The organism is Dendronalium phyllosphericum CENA369 (assembly GCF_016056275.1).
GTDB lineage: Bacteria > Cyanobacteriota > Cyanobacteriia > Cyanobacteriales > Nostocaceae > Dendronalium > Dendronalium phyllosphericum.
Window position 1 is genome coordinate 25776 of the sequence record NZ_JAECZA010000009.1, and the last position, 22276, is coordinate 48051.

Consider the following 22276-nt stretch of genomic DNA (forward strand, 5'->3'; position numbering starts at 1 on the left):
TGTTTGCTACATATAATAACTTGATATTTTATCCATAGACCTCTTGCATAAATATTTTTTTCTTGCACAAAGATGCGAAGAAGTTTGCCTTTTTATCAAATATCTAATAATCCATAGCGCTTTTGTAAATCTAGCAACTTCATCCTTGCTTCGCCAGCGTTATCAGCTAAATCAGCAAACTCGACAAAGCGACGCAATTCTTTTCTTAACAAGTTACGCTCAACTTCTATAGTTTCTCTATCTAAATCTGGCGGCAAAACTATCATGTCAAATATAGTTGCGCGTTCCTTACCAGGGTGAGGGCGTAAAACTCGCCCCCGTCGTTGAATAAACTGACGCGGATTACCAGAACTTGATAAAATTACCGCTGTTTTAATTGCTGGAATATCAACTCCTTCATCCAAACAGCGAATTGCCACTAAACCTTGCAACTCGCCACTTTCAAATTGCTGCCGCAAAACTTCTCTTTCTTGTAAAGAAGTTTGGGCGGTATAGGTACTGACTTTGTAACCCAGTTCTACCCCTAAAATTTTGGCAACAGCTTTGAGTTGGCGTAAGGATGAACGTCCCGCCTCTTGCGAACCATCGCTGCAATAAAAAAGTGTATGAGTAGTGTCTTTGCGGCTTACCATTAAATCCCGCAAAGCGATTAATTTATTTTCCGCCGCACCAATTAACCTCGCCCTTTGCATTAACAATGGTTTTAAATCTTCACGGTCTTCAAAGTTTGACGATTCTCCAGTTTCTCGTTCTCGATATAATAGCGATCGCCCGATTTTTTTCGTTAATTTTAAATAAGCGATACTTTCCGCTTCAGTTAACTCTACAAGTATTGGGTAATACAAATAATGCACCAAAGCCCCAGAAGCGATCGCATTTCTCAAGGTAAACTCTGGTTGGAGAACCGGGCCAAAATAATCAAATAAAGATTGCGTCCCGCCATCATCAAAATACCTCTCTGGTGTTGCAGATAAAGCCAGTCGCAAACCCACGCGCCTGGGTAAACTTTCTTCTAACTTGGGCGCGCCTAAATTATGCGCTTCATCGCCAATAATTAAAGTTTTAGGCGGAAAATACTTCAATTGAGATTGAAATCCATCTCCAATTAATGTGGAATTGGTGGTAATTACCGTGACAAACTTCTGCGAACCCGAACGCAGATTATAAAGTTGCGTAGAAAGTTGACTTTGCCAAGTGCGAAAATTATCGAAAGCTAAAATCGGCTGTAAATTAAATTTTTCACATTCTCGCGCCCATTGAGTCACAAGATGGCGGTAGGGACATACCACCAGTAATACTTGTAGATTAATTTGCTGATATAATTCACAAGCGATCGCCAGTGCTGCGATCGTTTTACCACTACCAGTAGCCATTTTTAGCGTTCCTCTGCCATTGTTGGCAAACCAGTTAGTGACAGCTTGTTGCTGATACTGCCGCAATTGCAGAGATGCAGGAACTTTTGGACATCCTGGTAATGGTTGCTGAGTTTGATACCTGCCCTTACTTTCGCCTACAAATGGTAATCGCAGTCGAAAAAAGGGCAGTTGCCGCACTGGATTTCGCGTCAGGTACATAAAAAATCAAACACAAAGGTGATGAACCCTAACAAGGCAGGAGGCAGAAGGCAGAAGGCAGAAGGTAGAGTTGACAAAACTTCTAACTACTAACCACTGACAACTGACAACTAACCCAGTATTTCAGTTGTAACCCCTCCAAACGCCGACAAGAGTACCTTGCACTTGCACTTGCATAGCAGGGACTTCAATGGGGTTGTATTTCGGATTTGCTGGTTTGAGGGTAACGCGATCGCTCTGTCGATAAAAGCGCTTTAATGTAGTACCATATCCCTCAACTCTGGCAGCAACAATAGTGCCATTTTTTAAATGTTCTGGTTCTGGTACTGGACGAAGAAAAACTAAATCTCCATCAGCAATTAAATCTTCAATCATGCTATCGCCTGTCACCCGCAAAGCGTAGGTTTGGGGAGGTAATGAGAAATTAGAAAAGTCCAAATGATCTACAGCATCTGTAAATGGTTCAATTAAACCACCAGCGGCAATTGTGCCCAAAATTGGTACGCCTTGTTTGACAGCACGCAAAATTCGGATAGTGCGGGCTTTACCTTCAGTCCATTCAATATATCCTTTGGTGCGTAAATGTTCTAAACGACTTTGAATTGGTGCAGGCGACTTCAAATTCATTGCTTGCATCATCTGCCGAATGGAGGGTGAATGCTGATGCATTCTAATGTATTCTGCCAACCATTCATACAATTCTTGTTGAGCTTCCGTTAAACGTTCCATAATTTTTCGGGAGGTAAATATAAATGTCTCTAGAACATTAGTACTACAAAAAAACTCCCATAACAAGATAAAAGTTTAAAGGATCAAGGATAAAGTATAAAATTTAATTTTCAATCCTTCTTCATCCTCGATATTTTATCCTTCATTTTGCCCCTAAAATGCTGGCTAGTAAAGCTTTTTGGGCGTGCAAGCGATTTTCTGCTTGTTGCCAAACTCGTGATTGAGAACCTTCAATAACTGCTTCAGTAATTTCTTCACCGCGATGGGCTGGTAAGCAGTGTAAAACAATCGCATCTGGGTCAGCAAGGCTCAATAACGGCTCGGAAATTTGATAAGGTTGAAAAACTGGCAAGCGATCGTCTGCTTCCGTTTCTTGCCCCATACTTGCCCAAACATCAGTGTAGAGTACCGCAGCTCCTTTGGCTGCTAATTCTGGGTCATGAGTGAGAATTACTTCAGTTTTATTGTTAGCGATCGCTCTTGCTTGTTCAACAATACTGGCATTTGGTTCGTATCCACTAGGGGTTGCTATTTTAACATTCATTCCCGCCAAAGCACAGCCCAACATTAAAGAATTAGCAACATTATTACCATCGCCTACGTAAGTCAAAGTTAAGCCCGCAAAATTACCAAAACATTCTTGAACTGTCAATAAATCAGCCAATACTTGACAAGGATGTTCTAAATCGGTAAGGGCGTTAATTACAGGAATCTTGGCATAGTTAGCAAAAGTTTCCAACTCCTGTTGTGCGAAAGTCCGAATTGCCAAAATATCAAGATATCGATCCAACACTCTTGCAGTATCTTGTACGGGTTCTCCTCGACTAACTTGAGTTACATTCGGGTTCAAGTCAATTACCTGGCCGCCCAATTGGTACATCGCCACAGTAAAACTAACTCTTGTGCGAGTTGAAGCTTTAGAGAACAACAAACCCAATACTTTATTACACTGCAATTGCAACTGTTGTGATTTTAATTGCGTCGCCAATTGCAGAAGTTCTTGAAGTTCTGTTGGACTGAGGTCAGCCAAACTTAATAAATCTCGTCCGATTAATTCTGCCATGCTTCTAACTCTGTAGAGAACAATTAGATATTTCTGTTCCTTTATTTAGCTGTGTTAAAAAAAATACAGTTTTACAACTGCACACTCAGCCTAGGATTTGAATTAGCTTTTGCTATGAATATTAATTTATCAACTTTATCAGTCATTAAAATCCCAGATTTTTTTCGGGTTCGTTGCATTTCTAGGGACTGGGTACTAGGGACTAGGTAATAAATAATGAACGAGAAAAATAATCCCCAATCCCCAATTCCTAATCCCCAATCCCTTTTACAATTTCCGGTTCTTTTAGCCCAACTCCTAAAATAGATTTAGTCCTTGCTAGACAAGTAGCGTACTTATGGTACAATGAGAAATCGGTTAGTGCTTAAAAGCAACGATTGAGTTTGCCAGCATAGCACAGTGGTAGTGCATCCGACTTGTAATCGGAAGGTCGTCGGTTCAAATCCGACTGCTGGCTTAAAATTAAATGCGCTTTAGCTTATCTGCGTGTATAACGATGCTTGACTCCAACCGGAAAATATTCAGGATCGCCAGTTGCAGCTAATGTAACTTGTGGTGTTTGATATTCTGGGGGAACATAGTTAGCAAATTCACTATTAAGCCGCAATAATTGCGAGAAAATCGAAGCTGCGATCGCTTGTTGCTTGTCCTCGCTTTCTTCTACTCCTGGTGCTAATTCCACAATCACAGATAAAAATCGGTTTTTGTCAGTATCTTCTTTTACCTGCAAAACAAATTTACCCGTCACCCACTCTTGAATTATCGGTTGCTCTAACCCTACAGTGACATTTTCTGGATAAATATTCGCTCCAAAGTAGGAAACAGTAAAATTAGAGCGTCCGAAAACATAGACGAAGGGTAGGGAATGAATTCCTCTAAGTGAATCCTGAGTTTGGAGAGACGCGACGCCAGTCGCTACAACGGGGGGAACCCCCGCAACGCGCTGGCTCATTAATCGCGTCTGTACAAGTTTTTCTCGCGGATCGAATCCCCATTCTGCCAAAAACTGAAGCATGGCATCATAACTAACAATCCCGCCAGTATCCAAGATGTTGTAACGCACCAAGGGAATACCATTGTCTCCAGAAAAGAGTAATGTGCCGTCTTGAACTTCAAAAAAGCGATTTATGGGATCGTATTGGATGAGTGTGGGTAAACGAGATTCTCCAAATAAAGCTTTAGCAGCATCTGGATGTTCTGCCAGAAAACGGCGAATACAAATACTCAACGGTGTTTCATTGCCTAATACACCTGCATCCGCAGTTCCGTAAAGCGATGCAAAATCATAACAGGGATTTTTTGCACCAATTCTTTCGCCAACTAAACTCCGCCATTCTTCGCTAAAGACTTCTCCCGCCATAACTAACTTAATCTGATATTGCTGCCAGTCCACACCACGGGCTATACCAGTATCAATGACATCTTTGAGGAATGGCGGGTATCCTAATAATACAACTTGCTCAAAATTTGACCCAAGTTCCCGAACAACACGCAAAATTTCTTCTTTGTTGTTACCAGGAGTAATGACGGTAATAGGATAACCTTTACTAGCTAAATAGCGACAGCAATTAGTAGTAAACATCCCGCCTACCCAAGTGCCTAAAGTGAAACAAATCACTGCTAGAGTGCTTCTGGTATCTGCAAAGAAACTATCGTGAAAAATTTGCTCAAAACGCGTAGCGATTTGCAGTTCATCTGTGAAGAAACGCGGCCAAAATGTCGGTTTACCTGTAGAACCGGAGGAGGCAGCGATTATATCACACGTTTGTAACTGGCCGTAGCGACATAAGTCAGGCAAAGGATAGCGCAATATATAATTTTCTTTAGCGATCGCTGGTAATTTCTGAAAATCTTCAAATGTTTGGATAGCCCTAGGATCTATTTCTTGTTCTGCCAAAAAAGCCTTATAGGCGGGCACATTTGCAGCCACATCCTCAAATAAAGTTAAAACTGCTGATTGGCTTGAAGTGTCCAGATGCCGTTGTAGTCGTGTTTCTAGAGGGGTAGATACAAAATCTTCAAATGCCTTAATTGCCCGTTGGCTTTGGTGATTAGTCATTGTTAGAGACGCGATTAATCGCGTCTGTACAATAGTCAATAGTTATTTTCTCATGTCCCAGTCATCAGTCATTAATTAGCAATGTCCGTAAAAAGAACTGCATTCATTGTAGTAACGTAATAAAACTCTCATTCATCCTTCAGCACTATGCAGGTTTATTGCAGTAAACAACACGCAAATAATGGCAGTAACCGTTTTTGTACTCACTGCGGTGAGCCATTGCCTCTTGCTGTGGGGCAGGTTGTTGATAATCGCTATCGAATTATCCGTCAACTCGGACAGGGCGGCTTTGGACGCACTTATGTGGCGGAGGATAGAAATCAATCGCATCAAATCTGTGTGCTGAAGGAATTTGCACCCCAAGTACAACAACAACAAGATTTACAAAAAGCTAAAGAGTTATTTGAGCGAGAAGCGAACGTTCTCAAAAAACTCCAACATCCCCAAATTCCGCGTTTTCACGCCTCGCTACAGGTAAAAATAGGCAGTAAAGATTTTTTCCTGTTGGCACAAGATTATGTAGATGGCGATAACTATTCGCAATTGTTAGAACAGCGCCAAAGTCAAGGAAAGACCTTTAGCGAAGAAGAAGTAATAACTTTACTACGACAAATTTTACCCGTATTGTCTTACATCCACTCGTTAGATGTAGTTCACCGCGATATTTCTCCTGATAATTTGATTTTGCGACGTTCCGATAATCTACCAGTACTGATTGATTTTGGTGGTGTGAAGCAATTGCCTGCTTCTCAAGGTTTTTGGTTCACTAAGTTAGCTGTAAATAATACTTTACTAGGTAAAAAAGGCTACGCTCCAGAAGAACAGCTACGGCAGGGGAAAGTATTTGTTAACAGCGATTTATATTCTTTAGCGGTGACTGCATTAGTATTGCTTACGGGCAAGGAACCGCAAAAATTATACGATAGCTATCAAGGTCTTTGGTATTGGGGAAAGGAAATTAATGTCAGCGCGAAACTAGAATCTGTGTTAAAAAAGATGCTGGCTTATAAACCGAGCGATCGCTATGAAACAGCCGATAAAGTCCTCAGAGATTTACCCTTGGCAACTGCTACCAAAGCACCAACCGCCTATGTTACCAAGCTCAAAACCATGATAGTTGCTCCCGGAGGTAGACGCGCCAACACTCTTGTCAGTAAAGTCCGCAACAAAACCCAGTTGATAACTAAAACTATACCTTTACCTGGTTGGCTTCGCCCTTTTGCCGTGAGTCTTGGGGGAACCGCTTTAGTCGTCTTAACTGGCGCAGGCACTTGGGCAGTAGTAAATGCAGTTATTACCAGCGTATCATCAATTAAAGTACCATCAATTTCGTTACCGCAAATTCCCCAAATACCAAACCCTCTGAGTAAACCAGGAAGTAATAAAAATACTAATAACACCCAAGTTCTTAGTCGCCGCCAACAACTAGAAATTCCCGAAGTATTTTTTACACAGATGGTTGATAACTTGTTCTATACTAAGAAACCCGAATTACAGGGACGCAGCCTCACATCCAAGTCAGAAGATGGTGGGTTACGGGATGAGTGGTACAGTATTGCCGGGGATTTATTAGATAAAATAGAACAAGCTGACCTCAGTACAGTAACACGTAGAAATTTAGGTAATTATAGTCAAAAAGATTACGATATTTGGCGACAAGAAGCGCGATCGGGACAATTGGGGGACTATACAATTAACCAACTTAACAAAGATACATATCAAAAATTTGACAGATTGTTTCCCGGTCAAGAGCGTGGCAAACTGAATCAAAAGACTTACGGTCAAATTTGGTATGCGATCGCTGCCGAGCAAGTTAGTAAAGTAAAATCTGGCAAATAAGGTGAGAGATGAGGAAGATGAGGGAGATGAGGGGGATGAGGGGGATGAGGGAGACAAGGGGGAAATAATAACTACCTCTACCTCTTGCCTTTTGACCCTTCGGGTTCGTCAGTTGTTCATGGGGGAAACCACGCCAGATGCTCCACTTGGGGAGACCCCAAGACCGCACTGGCTCCCCAAGACCACACTGACTCACAACTGACAAATGACAACTGACAAATGACTAAAATATATTGTTCTAAGGGTCACGAAAATTCCCCAGGTAGCCATTTTTGTCTTCAGTGTGGTGAAAAGTTATCTGTTACGCCCAGTTATGGTATTCAACCAGGGCTAACTTTGGGCGATCGCTATGTCATTGTACGTCAACTCGGTCAAGGAGGATTTGGACGTACTTATTTAGCAGAAGATATTAACCGTTTCCGCGAATCTTGTGTTTTAAAGGAATTCTCTCCGCAAGTTCAAACTGCTTATGTTGTCCAAAAAGCTGAAGAACTATTTGAGCGAGAAGCAAATGTTCTCTACAAGTTGCAACATCCCCAAATTCCGCGCTTCCGAGAACAGTTTCGCATCAACTTGGAAGGTAAAGAATACCTATTTTTGGTGCAAGATTATGTCGAAGGACAAACTTACAATTCTTTATTAAATGAACGCAAACAGCAAGGTTTGCGGTTTACAGAGACAGAAGTACGCCAGCTGTTACAGCAAATTTTGCCAGTTTTGGAATATATCCACTTCCAAGGAGTAATTCATCGGGATATTTCTCCAGACAACTTAATGCTTCGCACCGTTGACCAACTACCAGTATTAATTGACTTTGGCGGTGTCAAACAAGTAGTAGCAACTGTCGCCTCTGAATATTACCAACCCGGTGTAGCCGCTACGCCACCAGCAACTTTACTAGGTAAAGTGGGATTTGCTCCCCCAGAACAAATGCAAACTGGGATGGTATCGCCGCACAGTGACTTGTATGCTTTGGCCGCAACAGTGCTGGTTCTACTGACAGGCAAACAACCACAAGACTTAATTGATACCTACACTCTCACTTGGCAATGGCGGCGAGAAATTAACCTCAGCCCCATTTTGGGACAAGTATTAGATAAAATGCTATCCTCCAGACCGAGCGATCGCTACCAATCAGCTCGTCAAGTCCTCCAAGCACTCACCCCAGCACCAGTTAACTATCCCCCAACTCAACCCCCTGTTCCCGCCTCAGATCCCACATCTGCCACCGTTGCTGTCTCCCCTGCTCCCCCAGCTTCCCCTGCTCCCCCACCTCCCTCAAACTGGTGGACACCAACAAAAACCATCCTAGTATCGCTAGCATTGGCTGGTACTGTGGGAGTAGTTTGGTGGGGAGTAAATCGGGGACGAGATGTGGTAGATAACCCCACGCCAACACCTAGCCCCACCCCAACGGCTAGTCAACCCGTCGATCCCTTGGCACAATATTCACCGGAAGAACGGCAGCGCAAACAAAGATTAAGCGATCGCCGCCAACAGTTAGGAATTGACGAAGCATTCTACATTAACTTTGTCAATCAAATCTTTTGGGAGACTAATCCCAGTTTAAAAGGACGCGTTCTCAGTAATGGCCCCGAAGATGAGAGTTTAAGAGCAGAATGGGATAAAACAGCTGCCCAATTACTCGAAAAGCTATCGTCACTGAGTGCTAAGGCACGCCAGCAACTTGGCAGTTACACAACAGCCGAACGCGATCGCTGGAAAGTCCAAGTTAATCAAATCAACGTTGGTAGTCGTTCATTGTACGATTTGGGGGATGCTGCCTTCTTCAATGAATTTCCCGAACAGCGCGACAAAAATAATTTTCTCAATCAACCCATTGGACAAGTTTGGTATGGCATTGTTAGCGATCGACTTAATGCCATCCTCGCTGGTAGTGCTTTCCAGAAAATAGTCTTCGCTCCTGGTGCTACAAGCAAAACAGTTAGCGGCACTCTTCAACCCGGTGGCGGTAAAGTTTTCATCGCTGGACTTGCCAAAGAACAATCGATGGAATTGAACCTACAAGCAAATTCCCAAGTTTTGTTTTCAGTTTATTCTCCTTCTGGCAAAATCAAGTTTCTAGAAGATTCTAAGCAACGTACTTTGTCAGCTAAATTACCAGAAAACGGATTTTATGAGTTTGTTGTTGTCTCCACAGCATCACAACCAGTAGATTATCGAGTGACTATTACAGCAGAAAATCCCACTCCTCCACCATTACCTACACCAACTCCTACAGAAACTCCCACACCTATAGAAACTCCTACCGAAACTCCCACGCCTACCGAAACTCCCACGGAAACCCCCATACCTACACCAAGTTCTACTCCGCCTAGTTAAACTCCTATCTTGCGAACTAGCTAAGGATTTCGCTTGGCTAAACCTAGGGCTTTAAGGTTTGAGCTGCCGAACTTATCTAATGCGAATTACGAATTGGTATTAGATAGAGGTTCAGCATTCACGTTTATGACGCTTTTTAAAACTTCAAATTCCAAGCGCCAAAAGCTAAAGCACCCCAACCGACAAGAAAGGCTGCACCGCCTAGTGGTGTAATAGCACCCAAAGATTTAACACCAGTTAAGCTCAGAGCGTACAAACTTCCTGAGAAAATAGCAATGCCAATGATAAATAGCCATCCACTAGCAATGAGGGTGGGTTGAGGTGATTCATTGCGACTGATGAGTAGCGCCACCAGTAACAGTGCTAGAGCGTGATACATTTGGTAACGAGCGCCGGTTTCAAAAATTTCTAGCGATCGCTCGCTGATTTTTTCTCGCAAGGCATGGGAAGCAAAAGCGCCAGCAGCAACCGATAAACCGCCTAAAACAGCAGCTACGCTCAAAAAAATCTGCGTCATGAGAACTATGAGATATCTATTCCTATATATTCTAAAAGCTGAATACTTGCTAGAAATATAAAAATAGGGGCGTACATATGCACCCCCCAGAAAATATAGCCGTAGTCACTAATGTAAGGACAGTAGTTATTGCTTAAAGCCTTGAATTGACTTTGTTTTTACTCAGCAACGCCACTTGATGCCAGTCCGCTCAAGTCGGGAGACCCGCCCACGCGGCTGGCTCCTCTACTTGGGGAGACCCCAAGACCCTAAAGGGTTCAGCAGTTACTCTACTTGGGGAAACCCCAAGACCGTACTGCTTCACCGCAGTGGCTCCTCAGCACTCAGCACTCAGCACTCAGCACTCAATTTGAGATTACCTAGCGCCGTCTGCTACCAAAACCAGTTGAACGGCGGCTGGGAGAACGTCCGCTACCAAAGCTAGGACTACGCCTAGTTGAACCGGATCTACCAGAAGGTCTGAGTTCGCTGCTACCATAACCAGAACCAGAGGGACGATTACCCGTTGTGGTACGCGGTGTTGTGCGTACAGTTGAACCACTAGGATATGACCTTTTAATATTTCCCGTACTGCGGAAAGCAGTGCGATTCCTGACAGCTGCGGGTGGTGCATTGTAGCGACTCCGGTAGCTGTTAACCGCTTGGTCATAGCTATTACCATAACCTCCAAAACCAGTTAGCACTCCTCCTGATTGATAGACAGGCGGTACATAGTATTGAGGTCTAAATAACAGACTACCCAGCGCTTGGCCGGCTATGCTACCAGCTACCGCTCCAGCAAATGGCGACCAAAAGCTATTTTCTCGACGGACTACGACTGTTTCCTGTTGTCCCGTTTGGGGATTAGCTTGTGTCTCAGTCACATTGTGGACGTACTCAATTTTGAAGTCTTCTGTTAAGTACAAAATTGGCTGTCCATTTTCTACTTTCAGATAAGTTTTCTTACCTTGTTTGATTTCATCATCAGTTAACCTTGCCATTTGCAACTTTTCACTGACAAGGGTTGGAGGCGTGCTGTTGAGTAAAAACAGCGTGTACTCTCCATTTGCATCATCATATGTAGCTTGTTGTACTTGATACTGACCATCACTCAACTTGGTGTTAGTAGAGGTTTGGCTAACGTTCCTACTGGGAGAGGTAGTTTGGTTTCCTCCGCCGCAGGCAACAGATGTCAAGCACAAACTTAGGGCTAAAAAAACGACAGTAAACTTACGCAATATGCTCACAATCATTCCACTATTTCCTTATCTTTGAGCTTAACAAGTTCTCAATGTGGGTACTAGTACGGACAACCCCCACAAATTACAAAGGTATCAATTCTGGGTAATATTGCAACAGTTGATCGTTAGTCAGTTCATCACCAAGCTGTGCTGGTGAGAAATGTACTTGGATTGCCCGTAGTTTGTGTTTGTAATGCAAATTGATTAAAGCTTTTAAACCTTCTTTCAGTGCTTGAATATTAGCGAGATCGGTTTCCAACTCTGGTACTTCGCCTTCATAAGCTACTGTAATCATCACAACTACGTTGCGGGTTACGGGTATAGATAAGGGCTGATTTAAGTCCGATTCCGGGCTGAAATCGAGGTCAGCACCATATCTTTCAGCAGAGTCTGTAAATAACTCATTCACATAATCTCCCGCTTCGCCTTCGCTCCAAAATACATCGCCTTCATTGGCAGCCGAAAGCCAATATTCATCAGATCGCAGCAGAGTTTCGCAAAGTTCTACCAATCCTTCTCCTAAAACTTGCAAGTCGCCATCTGCATCGATCGCATCTCTAGCATCACGATTTAATACTCCCAAAATTGGTGCTACCTCAGAGCCAGCTAAATGGACAAACAAGCGCAAGACTACATAACGAGTCCGGCCAATCATTTTATTAAAAATATCGGGCATATGCTTTCTCCGAAAATTTGTCAGTTGTTAGTGGTCAGTGGTCAGTTGTTAGTTGCTACTGACTACTGACTAATGACTATTGACTGATATAGTGGAAACTTTTGACAAAATCTACAATCATATTTAACGAAGGCAATATAGACATAGCATCACTAGATGGCTCGGCTAAAAATCCGACATCAAGCTCGGAAGGATTAATAAATCGTTTACCAAAATTCGGATTGTAATGCACAATCAAAGTTTGGGCGCTGGAATTCGTTAATATTGTTTGGGTAGGAACTCTAAAGAAATTTAATTTTGCTGCTAATTCTAAATTTTTTTTCATCTGTCTAATAGTCTTAGCCTGACTAATAGCTTGCTGGATAAGAGTAGATAATTGCTTCACCCGATGGGGTGTTTTTTCTCCAAGATGTGGCAAATCTTCTTGAGCTAACATTTCTATTACTGTGTAAATATTTTTTTGCGTGTTAGCGGCATCTCTAAAGGGAAGAATTGCAATACAAGCTGTAGGCAATAAGGCTTCATCACTATCTACGCGAAATGTGAAAACAGTCCGGCGACGACCGATTTCCGTGCTAGGAGGTTGTTTCAGCATTCGGTATTCCTGAGCAATTTGGAAATATGCACCAGCGAGGGCAAAATTGGCTTCGTGTTCTAAAGCGGTATCGACGATAATACGGATTGTTGGTGGAGTTTCATTGAAAAAGTCTCGCGGGTCTTCTGACTCAAACTTTTGGATGATGGAGCGATCGCCATTCGGACTGAGATCGACCCACTCACAAGTCAAGCCTTCGGTTTTTAAACCAAAGCGGGAAGTCGAGTAAAGTTTTGCTCCAGTTAAAATTGCGCCTGTTAAGTCAGCGCCTATCCACTCTGCTTTAATTAAAGTTGCCTGAGTCAAATCGGCATGTACTAAACTTGCATTCGTTAAATTCGCATTGCTTAAGTCTGCGCCCATTAAGTTAGCTCCACTTAATTTGGCTCCGCTTAAATCTGCCCAACGGAGATTTGCCCCGCTTAAATCTGCCCAACGGAGATTTGCCCCGCTTAAATCTGTACCATTAAGGTTAGCATGGCTGAGATTTGCTTGTTTGAGTTCAGCTTCTCGCAAATTTGCACCACTGAGGTCAGTACGAATCAAATCGGTAGCGTTTAAATTAGCCGTTTCTAAGTTGGCTCCTGCTAAAGAAGCACCTCGCAAAATTGCCTCATTTAAGTTGACACTACGGAGATTTGCCTGTCGCAGCGTCGCTTCTCGCAAGTCAGCGCAGTTCAAGTTAGCTTCGCACAAGTCAGCATGACTGAGATCGGCGCGAATTAACTCAGCCCGAACCAGTGAAGCCCCTCGCAGTTGAGCGCGACTGAGATCGGCGCGAATTAAATTAGCTACATTCAGGCTGGAATTGTTGAGGTTGGCGTTGTCAAGATTTGCACCACTAAGTCTTGCGACATTCAGCTTGGTATGGCTTAAGTTGGCGGCGCTGAGATTTGCCCCACTCAGGTTAACTACATTTAAGTTAGCCGCACTCAAATTAATGCCACTGAGTTTAACACCACTCAGGTTAGCTTCACACAGGTCAATACCACTAAAGTTTATGACTCCTGTGGCGTATTGTTCCAACAATTCCTCTACAGTCATAGATGCTACCCCTCATACCAATTTTGGATTTTAGATTTTGGATTTATAAAAAGCTGATTTTTGTGTCGATCGAATATTATTTTTACCCAGTCGCCCTTCGGGTGACGCTCGCAAGCTCGCTAACGCAGTCGCCTGATGCCACTTTGCTCAAGTCGGGAAACCCGCCCACGCAAGTGGCTCCGGAGGGAAACCCTCCCGCAGCGCTGTCTCACCAATCCCTAATCCCCAGTCGCCAATCCCCAATCCCTTTTACTAGCTGGTAAAGTATGCAGAAAATACTTAGAAAATAAACTTTCAAAATCAAAAATGAAAATTGGTATTTTAGGACTCGGACTAATAGGCGGTTCTTTAGGTTATGACTTGCGATCGCTTGGGCATCATATCCTGGGAGTCAGCCGCCGCGCATCAACCTGTCATAGAGCGATCGCCCTAGGCAGTGTCGATGAGGCAGATGTTAACATGAGCCTATTAGCAACCGCAGAGGTTGTATTTATTTGTACGCCTATCGGGCTTATTGTTCCCCAATTTCAGCAGCTGATTGAACATTTATCTGCTGCAACAATTGTGACTGATGTCGGTTCGGTAAAAGCACCGATAGTCAAAGCTATTTCTCCGCTGTGGCCAAATTTTATTGGCGGCCATCCGATGGCAGGAACAGCAGATAGTGGTATAGAAGCTGCACAACGGGATTTATTTCTTGGTAGACCTTACGTACTCACACCAGATACGACAACACCAACTACTGTAATTTCAGTTGTAGAAGAAATTGTGCGATCGCTGGGAGCTAATATCTACTATTGTCAACCAGAACAACACGACCGCGCTGTGAGTTGGATTTCTCATTTACCAGTGATGGTTAGTGCTTCATTGATTGCTGCTTGCATGGGTGAAACCGACCGCGAAGTTTTGCAATTAGCTCAAAATTTAGCTAGTTCGGGTTTTCGAGATACTAGCCGCGTCGGTGGTGGCAATCCTGAGTTGGGCGTAATGATGGCGCAGTACAATCGCCAAGCATTGTTGGGGTCTTTGCAACAATATTGCCATCAGCTCGATGAATTAATCACCTTAATCGAGCAAGAAAATTGGCATGCTTTAGAGGCAAAGTTGCAGTCAACACAGCAGGCGCGGCCTGATTTTGTTGAATAGGCACAGAAGCAGAAGGAGCGGAGTTTTATTGGCTTTGCTGCTTATGCTTTTTCCAGAGATGAGAAAAACGACCACAGCTATAACTGCGATCGCAACGAATTAACTATAACCTTTATTTTACTACGAATAATTACTGAATCTTCTATCCCTCTTAAGGGGGTTTTTTATATATACTAAGTATGCGTCTCAGGTATTAATAGAATACAAATAAGCCTTGTTATATTTGAGCAAAGATTGTTTTAAAGCCTGATAACAAAAATGCATCTTGGTTAAAAGTGTTACCAAGATGCTGTTATACCAATTTAAAATCCGGCTAGGGTTATACATTTAAAGTACACGTACTGTCGTAATACGTCTAGTCCTTATGCAACAACACTTTCAAAAACAACACAACAAACCCCTGTACAAACAGAAGTTGCAAGGAACTAGAGCTGCGGTGAGTTGGTTTGAGCTGAGAAAATAGCACTTAGCTCTAAACCTACCGCTACGCTAACGACGGAAGAAATCGCCAAGACGAGCTTGTCTAACCGTAGTGGCTTCACAAGACATGCGGTTAGGCAACGGTACTGGCTTTTCTTACACCCTTACACGCAATCCCTTCACAGCGATTAGACTGCTTCTGTGTTCTTTTCTCCAGTACGAATCCGGATAACTTGCTCAACAGGCGAGATGAAAATTTTGCCGTCGCCAATTTCGCCTGTACGGGCAGCAGCAATAATTTTGTCTACTACCATATCAACTTGACTGTCTTCAACAACGATTTCCACTTTGAGTTTTTGCAGAAACTCAACGGTGTATTCAGAACCGCGATAGCGTTCTGTTTGCCCTTTTTGCCGTCCGAACCCCCGGACTTCAGAAACAGTCATACCAACAATACCAGCGTTAACCAAAGCAATTTTTACTTCGTCCAGCTTAAATGGGCGGATAATTGCTTCTACTTTTTTCATGTTCTCGACTCCTTAACTTCTCATAGGTTCGTTTATCTATCTAACCAGATCCACTGTCTGACACTTTCATCATTTGTACTATTTCAAAAAGATATGTAAGAATTGCCTGTTTTTTAAGTCTATGCGCCCTAGATGGGCAATTCTAACATTAGCAGTGGTAAGGATTGCACAATTGGTTAATCCTTGAGGTGGCGATACAAGACATTTGTCCCCAAATAAACGTTTTTGTATGTGGTTTTTGTGATTTAAAAGACAAATTCCATTATTGACTAAATTTAGTCCGATATTGACAGAGTGATTTTGGATAATTTACACAAAATTTAGAAACATGAAAAAGCGATGAATATGTGGGCTAACGGCTCTGATGTTCAAATAAAGGACGCACTATCAAATAGCCAGCAGCAAAAGCAGTAAGCATAATTAACAAGATAGTAATGGCTAACCACCAACCACTAAATTCTTTTACCTCTGTCTGCGTAGACGGATAATAGCTTACTTGCTGCTCTTCTATAAGGACTGCTTCCGGCATTGGGGAAGTTATTTCCACTATGGGTACAGAGAAGTTAGAATGACGATTTTTGCTGTTAGGAACTTCTTTTGTGCTCGATGGTACGGGAACTACAGGTTGACGCGAACGAGAAACCTGCTGGCGCGGCCGCTTTTGATTGTCTGGATGATTAGTTGAATTTTTCACCTCACCAGAAGAATGCTGGACTTGGTGAGAACTAGATATATCGGGTGAATCTACTATTTTTTGCAGGTGTAAAAAAGACTGAACTACTTTGGTAATTTCCTGGTGAAGTAGCTGATTTTCTTGCACCAGTTGTTGGTTTTTGGCAGTGAGTGCATCTAATTTTGCCTGTGTTGCTTGTAACTCTGTTGCCAATTCTCGGTATACGTACATTGGTACAGAGGAAGAGTAATTTTGACTTGGTTTTGGGGGATTGCTATGAACAGAACCCGTGGTTGTTCGCATCGGTGAGTTGGTATCAAAAAATTAAGAATATCGGATTATCCAGAGAAGCTATCACATTATAGTCAGCCCTGAAACTAGCCCAAGAATAATAGAAAAATGCCGAGAGGGCAAAGATTTTTTATTTACAGTTGGGATGCGTCAGTCGTCAGTGGTCAGTTGTCAGTGGTTAGTGGTATAACAACAACTAATACCAGTTTGAAAAATGATTGCGACAGATAAATTACTCAAAAGGTTATGTAACAACTGTTTTACAATCAAAAAACCCAAATGGTATAACAACTGACTACTGACAATTAGCCAAGCAGTTAATTTTGTAACAATGGGAAGAAGTGTCCTACAGGCCCTTGTCCTTTGCCAATATTTAGGGCGTAACAGAGTGCAGTTGTAACATATTCTTTGGCTTGTTGTACTGCTGGCCACAAGTCTTCTCCCATCGCCAGATTAGCTGCGATCGCTGCTGATAGTGTACAACCAGTACCGTGGGTATTTGTAGTCTCTATTTGCTTTGTTGTCAAGATTTCCAGTTTTTCCCCATCAAACCAGACATCTACACCACGTAAGTTTCCTTCCATTCCTCCACCCTTGACTAAAACAGCCTTTGCTCCCAAATTTTTGTGAATAATTTGAGCAGCTTTCCCCATATCATCGAGGGAATGAATTTGTAACCCACTCAAAATCTGTGCTTCGTAACGATTTGGAGTAACAATAGTCGCTTTGGGAATCAAGGCATTGCACAGAGTCTTGATAGCCTCATTGTCAATCAATTGCGCCCCAGTGCGGGACACCATCACCGGATCGACCACTAAATTATTGATTTGTAAAGTTTCTATCTGCTGGGCAACAGCAAAGATAATTTCTTGATTGAGCAGCATTCCTGTTTTTGCGGCTTGCACGCCGATATCCTTGACAACTGCTTGAATTTGCGCTACAACTGCCTCGACTGGCATAGCGTCAACCCGCACCACCCCTAAAGTATTTTGTGCTGTAACGCAGGTGATAGCGCTAGTACCGTGAACGCAGTTAAAGGCAAAGGTGCGTAAATCAGCTTGAATTCCTGCACCGCCACCACTATCTGAACCAGCAATAGTTAAAGCAACAGGCACTCTGGATATTGTTTGCGCGTTCATAAGTGAAGATTACTGGCGAGATGGTAATTCGTTGACTTTTGCTGCCAAAGGATTTGGTTGTGGGTTTTGCGGTCGTGCTTGCGGTACAACCGTTAAGTAAGGTTGAAGTTTGGCTTCATCGACCCAACCAGAGTAATATTTTACACTAGTTGATTTTGGGGAAAGCTCAAGTAACTCTAGGTCGCCACGCATGGCATTCCAATTGATTGGAACTTCTGGTGAGAGTTGACCAGAACCAATACCTCGCGGGCCACCACCGACTAAATTGAGAGAAACTTCATCTAATCCTCGCACAAAGCGAGCCTCCTGCGGAGGAGCTGCGCTAACGCCATTCCAATGCCATTGAAAACCAGGCCAATCAACCGCTGGTTTTCCTGGCGATAAAGAGTTATTAAACTCATAAATACTTGCGCCCTCATCCAGCTTCACGCTGAAGCCTTGAGGATATGTCACCTCATAGCGCCCTTTCAGAGTTTGATATTCAACAGGACTCCACCATAAAACTTCCACAGTTTCCCCACTGTTGTTACGAGATAAAGAGACAGCAGGAGTTTTATTAGTCAATGCACTGTAAAGTGGCACTTCTTCAGATGGCAGTTTAGCCATTGCTGTAAATCGCCAACAAGACCAATCAGAATTATCAGCAGCTTGCCAATTAATTTGACAAACACCATTAGCAGTACTGACCCACAGCTTATCGTTTTCCAACTTGAGTTTGTCAGGAATTGCCCCTACCAACTGGCTATTGTCAACAGTGTAAGCAGTCAAAGAACCAGAATTAGGATTTTGCGAATTGGGACGGTAAGCAACTAATCCTTTAGCAGGAATATAAAGATTTCCTTCCCCACTAATATTAGTACCCATCCAAAAAGTAGGATTTTTCGGATCTCCAGAGATAGCTAGATCGGTAATTTGTGTTGACGAAAGTACTTCTGGTTGAATGAGACTAAATTTTTCAGTTTTCGGGTCATAACTGACGATAGTAGCAATTCCATTGTTACCTTCACCTTGTTCAAAAGCCACTGACCACCAAATGCGATTGTCATAAATCACAGCAGATGTAACGCGAGGAAAACCTAATTGACCTCCCGTACCATATCCTGCTTTTACCGCTGCATTTTGCAAATCTTTGAGAGTGTACAGCGTTTTTGTTTGAGGTTTTTTACTGTTAGGAGGAACTACTTCAAAAACAACTCGATCCTTTGTGGGTTCTGGTTCATTGGGTCTTGATATATTATTGTTTTCACCCACAGAAAACTTTGGCTCTCTCAATACTCGATATTGATAGGTTTTACCCGAAAAATCGATATTTTTTAATTTTGGATTTACCGTCTCTTCTGCGAATGCTGCATAGTTACTTTCTGGCTGCAAATCCTTGGGTAAAGTCCCTGGTCGCACCGTCCAAGAATTATTACTTCGACAGAAAACAAAATCTTGCTTTAAAGTTTGAAACTTAACTGTATCTGCATCTGTGATAATATTGCGAATATGAAAATCAAAGCGATCGTAAAAGCTTTCATTCTTCTTCGGTAAGGGTAAATAGACAACTGTAGCCTTGGGACAGTTTTCTACTTGAGGTTTAACACTATTATTTGCTTGAGAAGAAGTATCCCAGCTACCAATACAAGCATTAAGCAGTAAAGCAATCCCAAAAATAGGAATAATTCTTTTCATCACAACCTATACTCTTAAAACAGAGATTTGCCACTTTTAATTGATTAAATTGACTACAAAATATCTAAAGATAATTCCTAATTTTCTAGAGATAATTTTATAAAAATCTTTCTATTCTTTGCGCCTTTGCGGTTTGTTAAAAAAGTAAGTATTACAACACGAATAAATTTGCTATAATAGCAAAGCTTTCAATAATAAATAGTAAAAATTGTCTATAGTAGGGCTAGTAAATACTATACTTTCACCCTACCCACCATTAATCTTTAATAATAACTAATGACTAACAACTACTGACTTTGTTCCGACTGCAAACTTTGCAATGCGCCTTGCAAATACTTTCCCCATTCTGCTGCCAAAGTAATTTCTGTAAACGGAACGTGTACCGAGTTAGCAGGGTCAGAAAAAATAAATTCCAATTCAATCGTTCTACCTTTTTCTGGAGGCACTTCCGTTTCTACTGCTTTGCCATCCACCACAAGTTGGATTTTCTCAACATCAACTAAAGAAAACGTTTCTAATTTAATCGGGCCTTTTGGTGTAGGTTTCCCCCAAGTTATATTGTTGCCTTTTTGCCCCAATACCGCATAAATATCATACTTAGCCCTTTCAAATTGCTCTGCCCAAGCTCGATAAGCTTCAACTTTTTGATACTCCTTCGAGCCTTGCCAAGCTAACCAGAAAAACATTGCTAACAAAGGCAACCACAAAAGACCGCGTTCCATCGTTTAAACTATCCTAAATCTGAGTAACAATTGTGTAACTAAAGTACAAAATACATCCACATAGAGACAGATATAAGTTATGGTAGTGAGCAAACTGGCAAAAAGCGGTAACGAGTTAATATGAGAAGACTTATATTATTGTGCTTGTTTGTCATTGGGTTAGTAACTGCTGTATTTGGCTTCCTGAACTTTCAAGGATTAGCAGCCAAAGGTGATTTCGAGACAATTTTGCTTGATTTTCGGGAAGATATTCCTACAGAGATAGTGAAGCAAGATTTACAAGCGATCGCACAACAATACAACGTTACACCCCAATTAGATAACAAATTTTCAGCATCAGATAATGTTTATATTATCAAGGGCGATCGCCAGCGACTGAAACAACTGCAAAAATCTCCATTTGCTAAAGCCACAGAAATTATCGAGCCAAATTATATCTACAGGCTAATTCCTCAACCGCCTAAAGCAACTGGACAGGAAGCGTCTTTGACATCCAATAACTGTGGGGAAACAACCCCCTCGTTAATTGGCCCTAACGACCCGTGTTACAGCAAACAGTGGAACCTGCACAAAATCGGCATTGAAGGCGCATGGAGTCAAACCAAAGGTAGCGGCATCACAGTTGCTGTAATTGACACAGGCGTTACGCAAGTGCGCGACTTGCAACAGACAAAATTCGTCAAAGGCTACGATTTTGTTAACGACCGCGAACAAGCCACAGACGACCACGGACACGGTACTCATGTCGCCGGCACTGTTGCCCAATCTACTAATAACAATTATGGCGTAGCTGGCATTGCTTACGAAGCTAATATCATGCCGCTTAAGGTACTCAGTGCCTATGGTGGCGGTACTGTTGCCGATATTGCCGAAGCCATTAAATTTGCTGCTGATAAAGGCGCAGATGTTATTAACATGAGCTTGGGTGGTAGCGGTGAGAGCCAGTTAATGAAGCAAGCAGTTGAATATGCCCATAGAAAAGGCGTTACAATCATTGCCGCTGCCGGAAATGAAAACGCCAATGGAGCAGGCTATCCAGCGCGTTATCCCCACGTTATCGGCGTTTCAGCACTCGGCCCTGATGGAGAAAAAGCCCCCTATTCTAACTTTGGTGCTGGCGTTGATATCTCAGCCCCTGGTGGTAGTGAAGCTGGTACGATTCTCCAAGAAACCATCGACGAAAACGGCGAAGGTGTTTTTCTAGGACTTCAAGGCACAAGTATGGCTTCTCCCCATGTTGCTGGTGTGGCAGCATTAATCAAAGCCAGTGGCATCAAAGAACCAGATGAAATATTAAAAGTTCTCAAGCAGTCAGCCAGAGTTATCCAGGATGACAGTTTGAACTACTATGGTGCTGGACACCTGAATGCCGAAGCCGCAGTTAAACTTGCTACTAACGGACAAATCACTTTCCAAGATTTCTTCCGCTGGTTACGTGATAACGGCTATCTTAACCCCCGCTTTTGGATTGATGGCGGTGCAGTGGCACTGTTACCCAAAATTGCAATGGTAGTCGGTTCCTATCTCCTAGCTTGGTTTTTACGAGTTTACTTCCCCTTCACCTGGAGTTGGACTTTATCCAGTGGCTTAATTGCTGGCAGTTCCGGGTTATTCTTCCTCAAAGGAATTTATATCTTTGACCTTCCCCAGTGGCCTTTTAGAGTTTTGGGCAGTTCCATTCCCGAACTCGGCAATACCATACAGGGCACTGATGCGTTTAATCCCCTGTTTGCCAGTGTGGCGATTCCCCTTGTTTTAATAGCATTACTATTAGGACATCCTAGTTGGAAATGGTTTGCCATTGGCTCTAGCCTAGGTGTTGCAGCGTGCTTAACAGTAAGTGCAATTTACGACCCAACAGTTTGGGGCTTGGGAAGTGGTAACTTGGCTAGAATCTTCCTCATTGTCAATGCCCTACTTTGTTATGGCCTAGCTCGTTTAGCATTGAAAAACGAAAGTAAACCAGTATAAGAGAGCTGGGGAAGCTGGGGAGTCTGAGGAAGCCAGGGAAGATAAAACTACTAA

General features: G+C 42.7%; 17 protein-coding genes and 1 tRNA gene. 5 read left to right on the forward strand and 13 right to left on the reverse strand.

All coding sequences use genetic code 11. The features are described 5' to 3' along the window. Positions 1–95: 95 nt before the first annotated feature. The 3 genes from I8752_RS03965 to argF all read right to left on the reverse strand — a co-directional run bounded on the left by I8752_RS03965 (position 96) and on the right by argF (position 3366). Positions 96–1574 (reverse strand): DNA phosphorothioation system restriction enzyme, encoded by a 1479-nt coding sequence (locus I8752_RS03965; RefSeq protein WP_214431033.1) that lies wholly within the window; start codon positions 1572–1574, stop codon positions 96–98. Between the two features lie 123 nt (positions 1575–1697). Beyond that, the gene (lexA, locus tag I8752_RS03970; RefSeq protein ID WP_214431034.1) at positions 1698–2303 is read right to left on the reverse strand and encodes a transcriptional repressor LexA; all 606 of its coding nucleotides are present in this window, start codon (positions 2301–2303) and stop codon (positions 1698–1700) included. Between the two features lie 142 nt (positions 2304–2445). Beyond that, positions 2446–3366, reverse strand: coding sequence for an ornithine carbamoyltransferase (argF, locus tag I8752_RS03975; RefSeq protein WP_214431035.1), 921 nt, complete (start codon positions 3364–3366; stop codon positions 2446–2448). Between the two features lie 385 nt (positions 3367–3751). Here argF and I8752_RS03980 point away from each other — a divergent pair. Then, positions 3752–3823: transfer RNA gene (locus I8752_RS03980), tRNA-Thr, on the forward strand. A 21-nt stretch (positions 3824–3844) separates the two neighbouring features. Here I8752_RS03980 and I8752_RS03985 read toward each other — a convergent pair. Continuing rightward, complete coding sequence (locus I8752_RS03985; RefSeq protein WP_214431036.1) at positions 3845–5425, reverse strand: phenylacetate--CoA ligase family protein; 1581 nt, start codon at positions 5423–5425, stop codon at positions 3845–3847. 147 nt (positions 5426–5572) lie between these two features. On the opposite strand from I8752_RS03985, the gene I8752_RS03990 reads away from it, so the two are divergent. Further along, positions 5573–7264 (forward strand): serine/threonine-protein kinase, encoded by a 1692-nt coding sequence (locus I8752_RS03990; RefSeq protein ID WP_214431037.1) that lies wholly within the window; start codon positions 5573–5575, stop codon positions 7262–7264. Between the two features lie 219 nt (positions 7265–7483). Then, entirely contained in the window at positions 7484–9607 is a 2124-nt protein-coding gene (locus I8752_RS03995; RefSeq protein WP_214431038.1) for a serine/threonine-protein kinase, read from the forward strand. A 136-nt stretch (positions 9608–9743) separates the two neighbouring features. Here the strand turns inward: I8752_RS03995 and I8752_RS04000 are convergent, their stop codons facing one another. The 4 genes from I8752_RS04000 to I8752_RS04015 all read right to left on the reverse strand — a co-directional run bounded on the left by I8752_RS04000 (position 9744) and on the right by I8752_RS04015 (position 13659). Further along, a complete protein-coding gene (locus tag I8752_RS04000) occupies positions 9744–10124 on the reverse strand; it encodes a DUF423 domain-containing protein (protein ID WP_214431039.1) in 381 nt (126 codons plus the stop codon). 359 nt (positions 10125–10483) lie between these two features. Then, positions 10484–11356, reverse strand: a complete 873-nt coding sequence (locus I8752_RS04005; protein WP_214431040.1) for a hypothetical protein — start codon at positions 11354–11356, stop codon at positions 10484–10486. Positions 11357–11426: 70 nt separating this feature from the next. Further along, positions 11427–12020 (reverse strand): DUF1517 domain-containing protein, encoded by a 594-nt coding sequence (locus I8752_RS04010; RefSeq protein ID WP_214431041.1) that lies wholly within the window; start codon positions 12018–12020, stop codon positions 11427–11429. 76 nt (positions 12021–12096) lie between these two features. Then, positions 12097–13659, reverse strand: a complete 1563-nt coding sequence (locus I8752_RS04015) for a pentapeptide repeat-containing protein (protein ID WP_214431042.1) — start codon at positions 13657–13659, stop codon at positions 12097–12099. A gap of 306 nt (positions 13660–13965) precedes the next feature. Between I8752_RS04015 and I8752_RS04020 the strand changes: the two genes are divergently transcribed. Next, the gene (locus tag I8752_RS04020) at positions 13966–14805 is read left to right on the forward strand and encodes a prephenate/arogenate dehydrogenase (RefSeq protein WP_214431043.1); all 840 of its coding nucleotides are present in this window, start codon (positions 13966–13968) and stop codon (positions 14803–14805) included. A 608-nt stretch (positions 14806–15413) separates the two neighbouring features. Here I8752_RS04020 and I8752_RS04025 read toward each other — a convergent pair. From I8752_RS04025 to I8752_RS04045, 5 genes are all read right to left on the reverse strand, one after another. Continuing rightward, positions 15414–15752, reverse strand: coding sequence for a P-II family nitrogen regulator (locus I8752_RS04025; RefSeq protein WP_206263173.1), 339 nt, complete (start codon positions 15750–15752; stop codon positions 15414–15416). A 352-nt stretch (positions 15753–16104) separates the two neighbouring features. Next, entirely contained in the window at positions 16105–16728 is a 624-nt protein-coding gene (locus I8752_RS04030) for a hypothetical protein (RefSeq protein WP_214431044.1), read from the reverse strand. A gap of 305 nt (positions 16729–17033) precedes the next feature. After that, positions 17034–17855 carry a bifunctional hydroxymethylpyrimidine kinase/phosphomethylpyrimidine kinase gene (gene thiD / locus I8752_RS04035; protein WP_214431045.1) on the reverse strand — a complete coding sequence of 274 codons (822 nt, stop codon included), beginning with the start codon at positions 17853–17855 and terminating at the stop codon, positions 17034–17036. Positions 17856–17864: 9 nt separating this feature from the next. After that, a complete protein-coding gene (locus tag I8752_RS04040) occupies positions 17865–19529 on the reverse strand; it encodes a hypothetical protein (RefSeq protein WP_214431074.1) in 1665 nt (554 codons plus the stop codon). A 287-nt stretch (positions 19530–19816) separates the two neighbouring features. Continuing rightward, positions 19817–20251 carry a hypothetical protein gene (locus tag I8752_RS04045; protein ID WP_214431046.1) on the reverse strand — a complete coding sequence of 145 codons (435 nt, stop codon included), beginning with the start codon at positions 20249–20251 and terminating at the stop codon, positions 19817–19819. 120 nt (positions 20252–20371) lie between these two features. On the opposite strand from I8752_RS04045, the gene I8752_RS04050 reads away from it, so the two are divergent. Beyond that, a complete protein-coding gene (locus I8752_RS04050; protein WP_214431047.1) occupies positions 20372–22222 on the forward strand; it encodes a S8 family peptidase in 1851 nt (616 codons plus the stop codon). Positions 22223–22276 lie beyond the last annotated feature (54 nt).

What these genes read in the sequence shown, in the direction of transcription:
- I8752_RS03965 (WP_214431033.1), bottom strand. Translation starts at nt 1,574, where the DNA reads ATGTACCTGACGCGAAATCCAGTGCGGCAACTGCCCTTTTTTCGACTG.
- lexA (WP_214431034.1), bottom strand. Translation starts at nt 2,303, where the DNA reads ATGGAACGTTTAACGGAAGCTCAACAAGAATTGTATGAATGGTTGGCA.
- argF (WP_214431035.1), bottom strand. Translation starts at nt 3,366, where the DNA reads ATGGCAGAATTAATCGGACGAGATTTATTAAGTTTGGCTGACCTCAGT.
- I8752_RS03985 (WP_214431036.1), bottom strand. Translation starts at nt 5,425, where the DNA reads ATGACTAATCACCAAAGCCAACGGGCAATTAAGGCATTTGAAGATTTT.
- I8752_RS03990 (WP_214431037.1), top strand. Translation starts at nt 5,573, where the DNA reads ATGCAGGTTTATTGCAGTAAACAACACGCAAATAATGGCAGTAACCGT.
- I8752_RS03995 (WP_214431038.1), top strand. Translation starts at nt 7,484, where the DNA reads ATGACTAAAATATATTGTTCTAAGGGTCACGAAAATTCCCCAGGTAGC.
- I8752_RS04000 (WP_214431039.1), bottom strand. Translation starts at nt 10,124, where the DNA reads ATGACGCAGATTTTTTTGAGCGTAGCTGCTGTTTTAGGCGGTTTATCG.
- I8752_RS04005 (WP_214431040.1), bottom strand. Translation starts at nt 11,356, where the DNA reads ATGATTGTGAGCATATTGCGTAAGTTTACTGTCGTTTTTTTAGCCCTA.
- I8752_RS04010 (WP_214431041.1), bottom strand. Translation starts at nt 12,020, where the DNA reads ATGCCCGATATTTTTAATAAAATGATTGGCCGGACTCGTTATGTAGTC.
- I8752_RS04015 (WP_214431042.1), bottom strand. Translation starts at nt 13,659, where the DNA reads ATGACTGTAGAGGAATTGTTGGAACAATACGCCACAGGAGTCATAAAC.
- I8752_RS04020 (WP_214431043.1), top strand. Translation starts at nt 13,966, where the DNA reads ATGAAAATTGGTATTTTAGGACTCGGACTAATAGGCGGTTCTTTAGGT.
- I8752_RS04025 (WP_206263173.1), bottom strand. Translation starts at nt 15,752, where the DNA reads ATGAAAAAAGTAGAAGCAATTATCCGCCCATTTAAGCTGGACGAAGTA.
- I8752_RS04030 (WP_214431044.1), bottom strand. Translation starts at nt 16,728, where the DNA reads ATGCGAACAACCACGGGTTCTGTTCATAGCAATCCCCCAAAACCAAGT.
- thiD (WP_214431045.1), bottom strand. Translation starts at nt 17,855, where the DNA reads ATGAACGCGCAAACAATATCCAGAGTGCCTGTTGCTTTAACTATTGCT.
- I8752_RS04040 (WP_214431074.1), bottom strand. Translation starts at nt 19,529, where the DNA reads ATGAAAAGAATTATTCCTATTTTTGGGATTGCTTTACTGCTTAATGCT.
- I8752_RS04045 (WP_214431046.1), bottom strand. Translation starts at nt 20,251, where the DNA reads ATGGAACGCGGTCTTTTGTGGTTGCCTTTGTTAGCAATGTTTTTCTGG.
- I8752_RS04050 (WP_214431047.1), top strand. Translation starts at nt 20,372, where the DNA reads ATGAGAAGACTTATATTATTGTGCTTGTTTGTCATTGGGTTAGTAACT.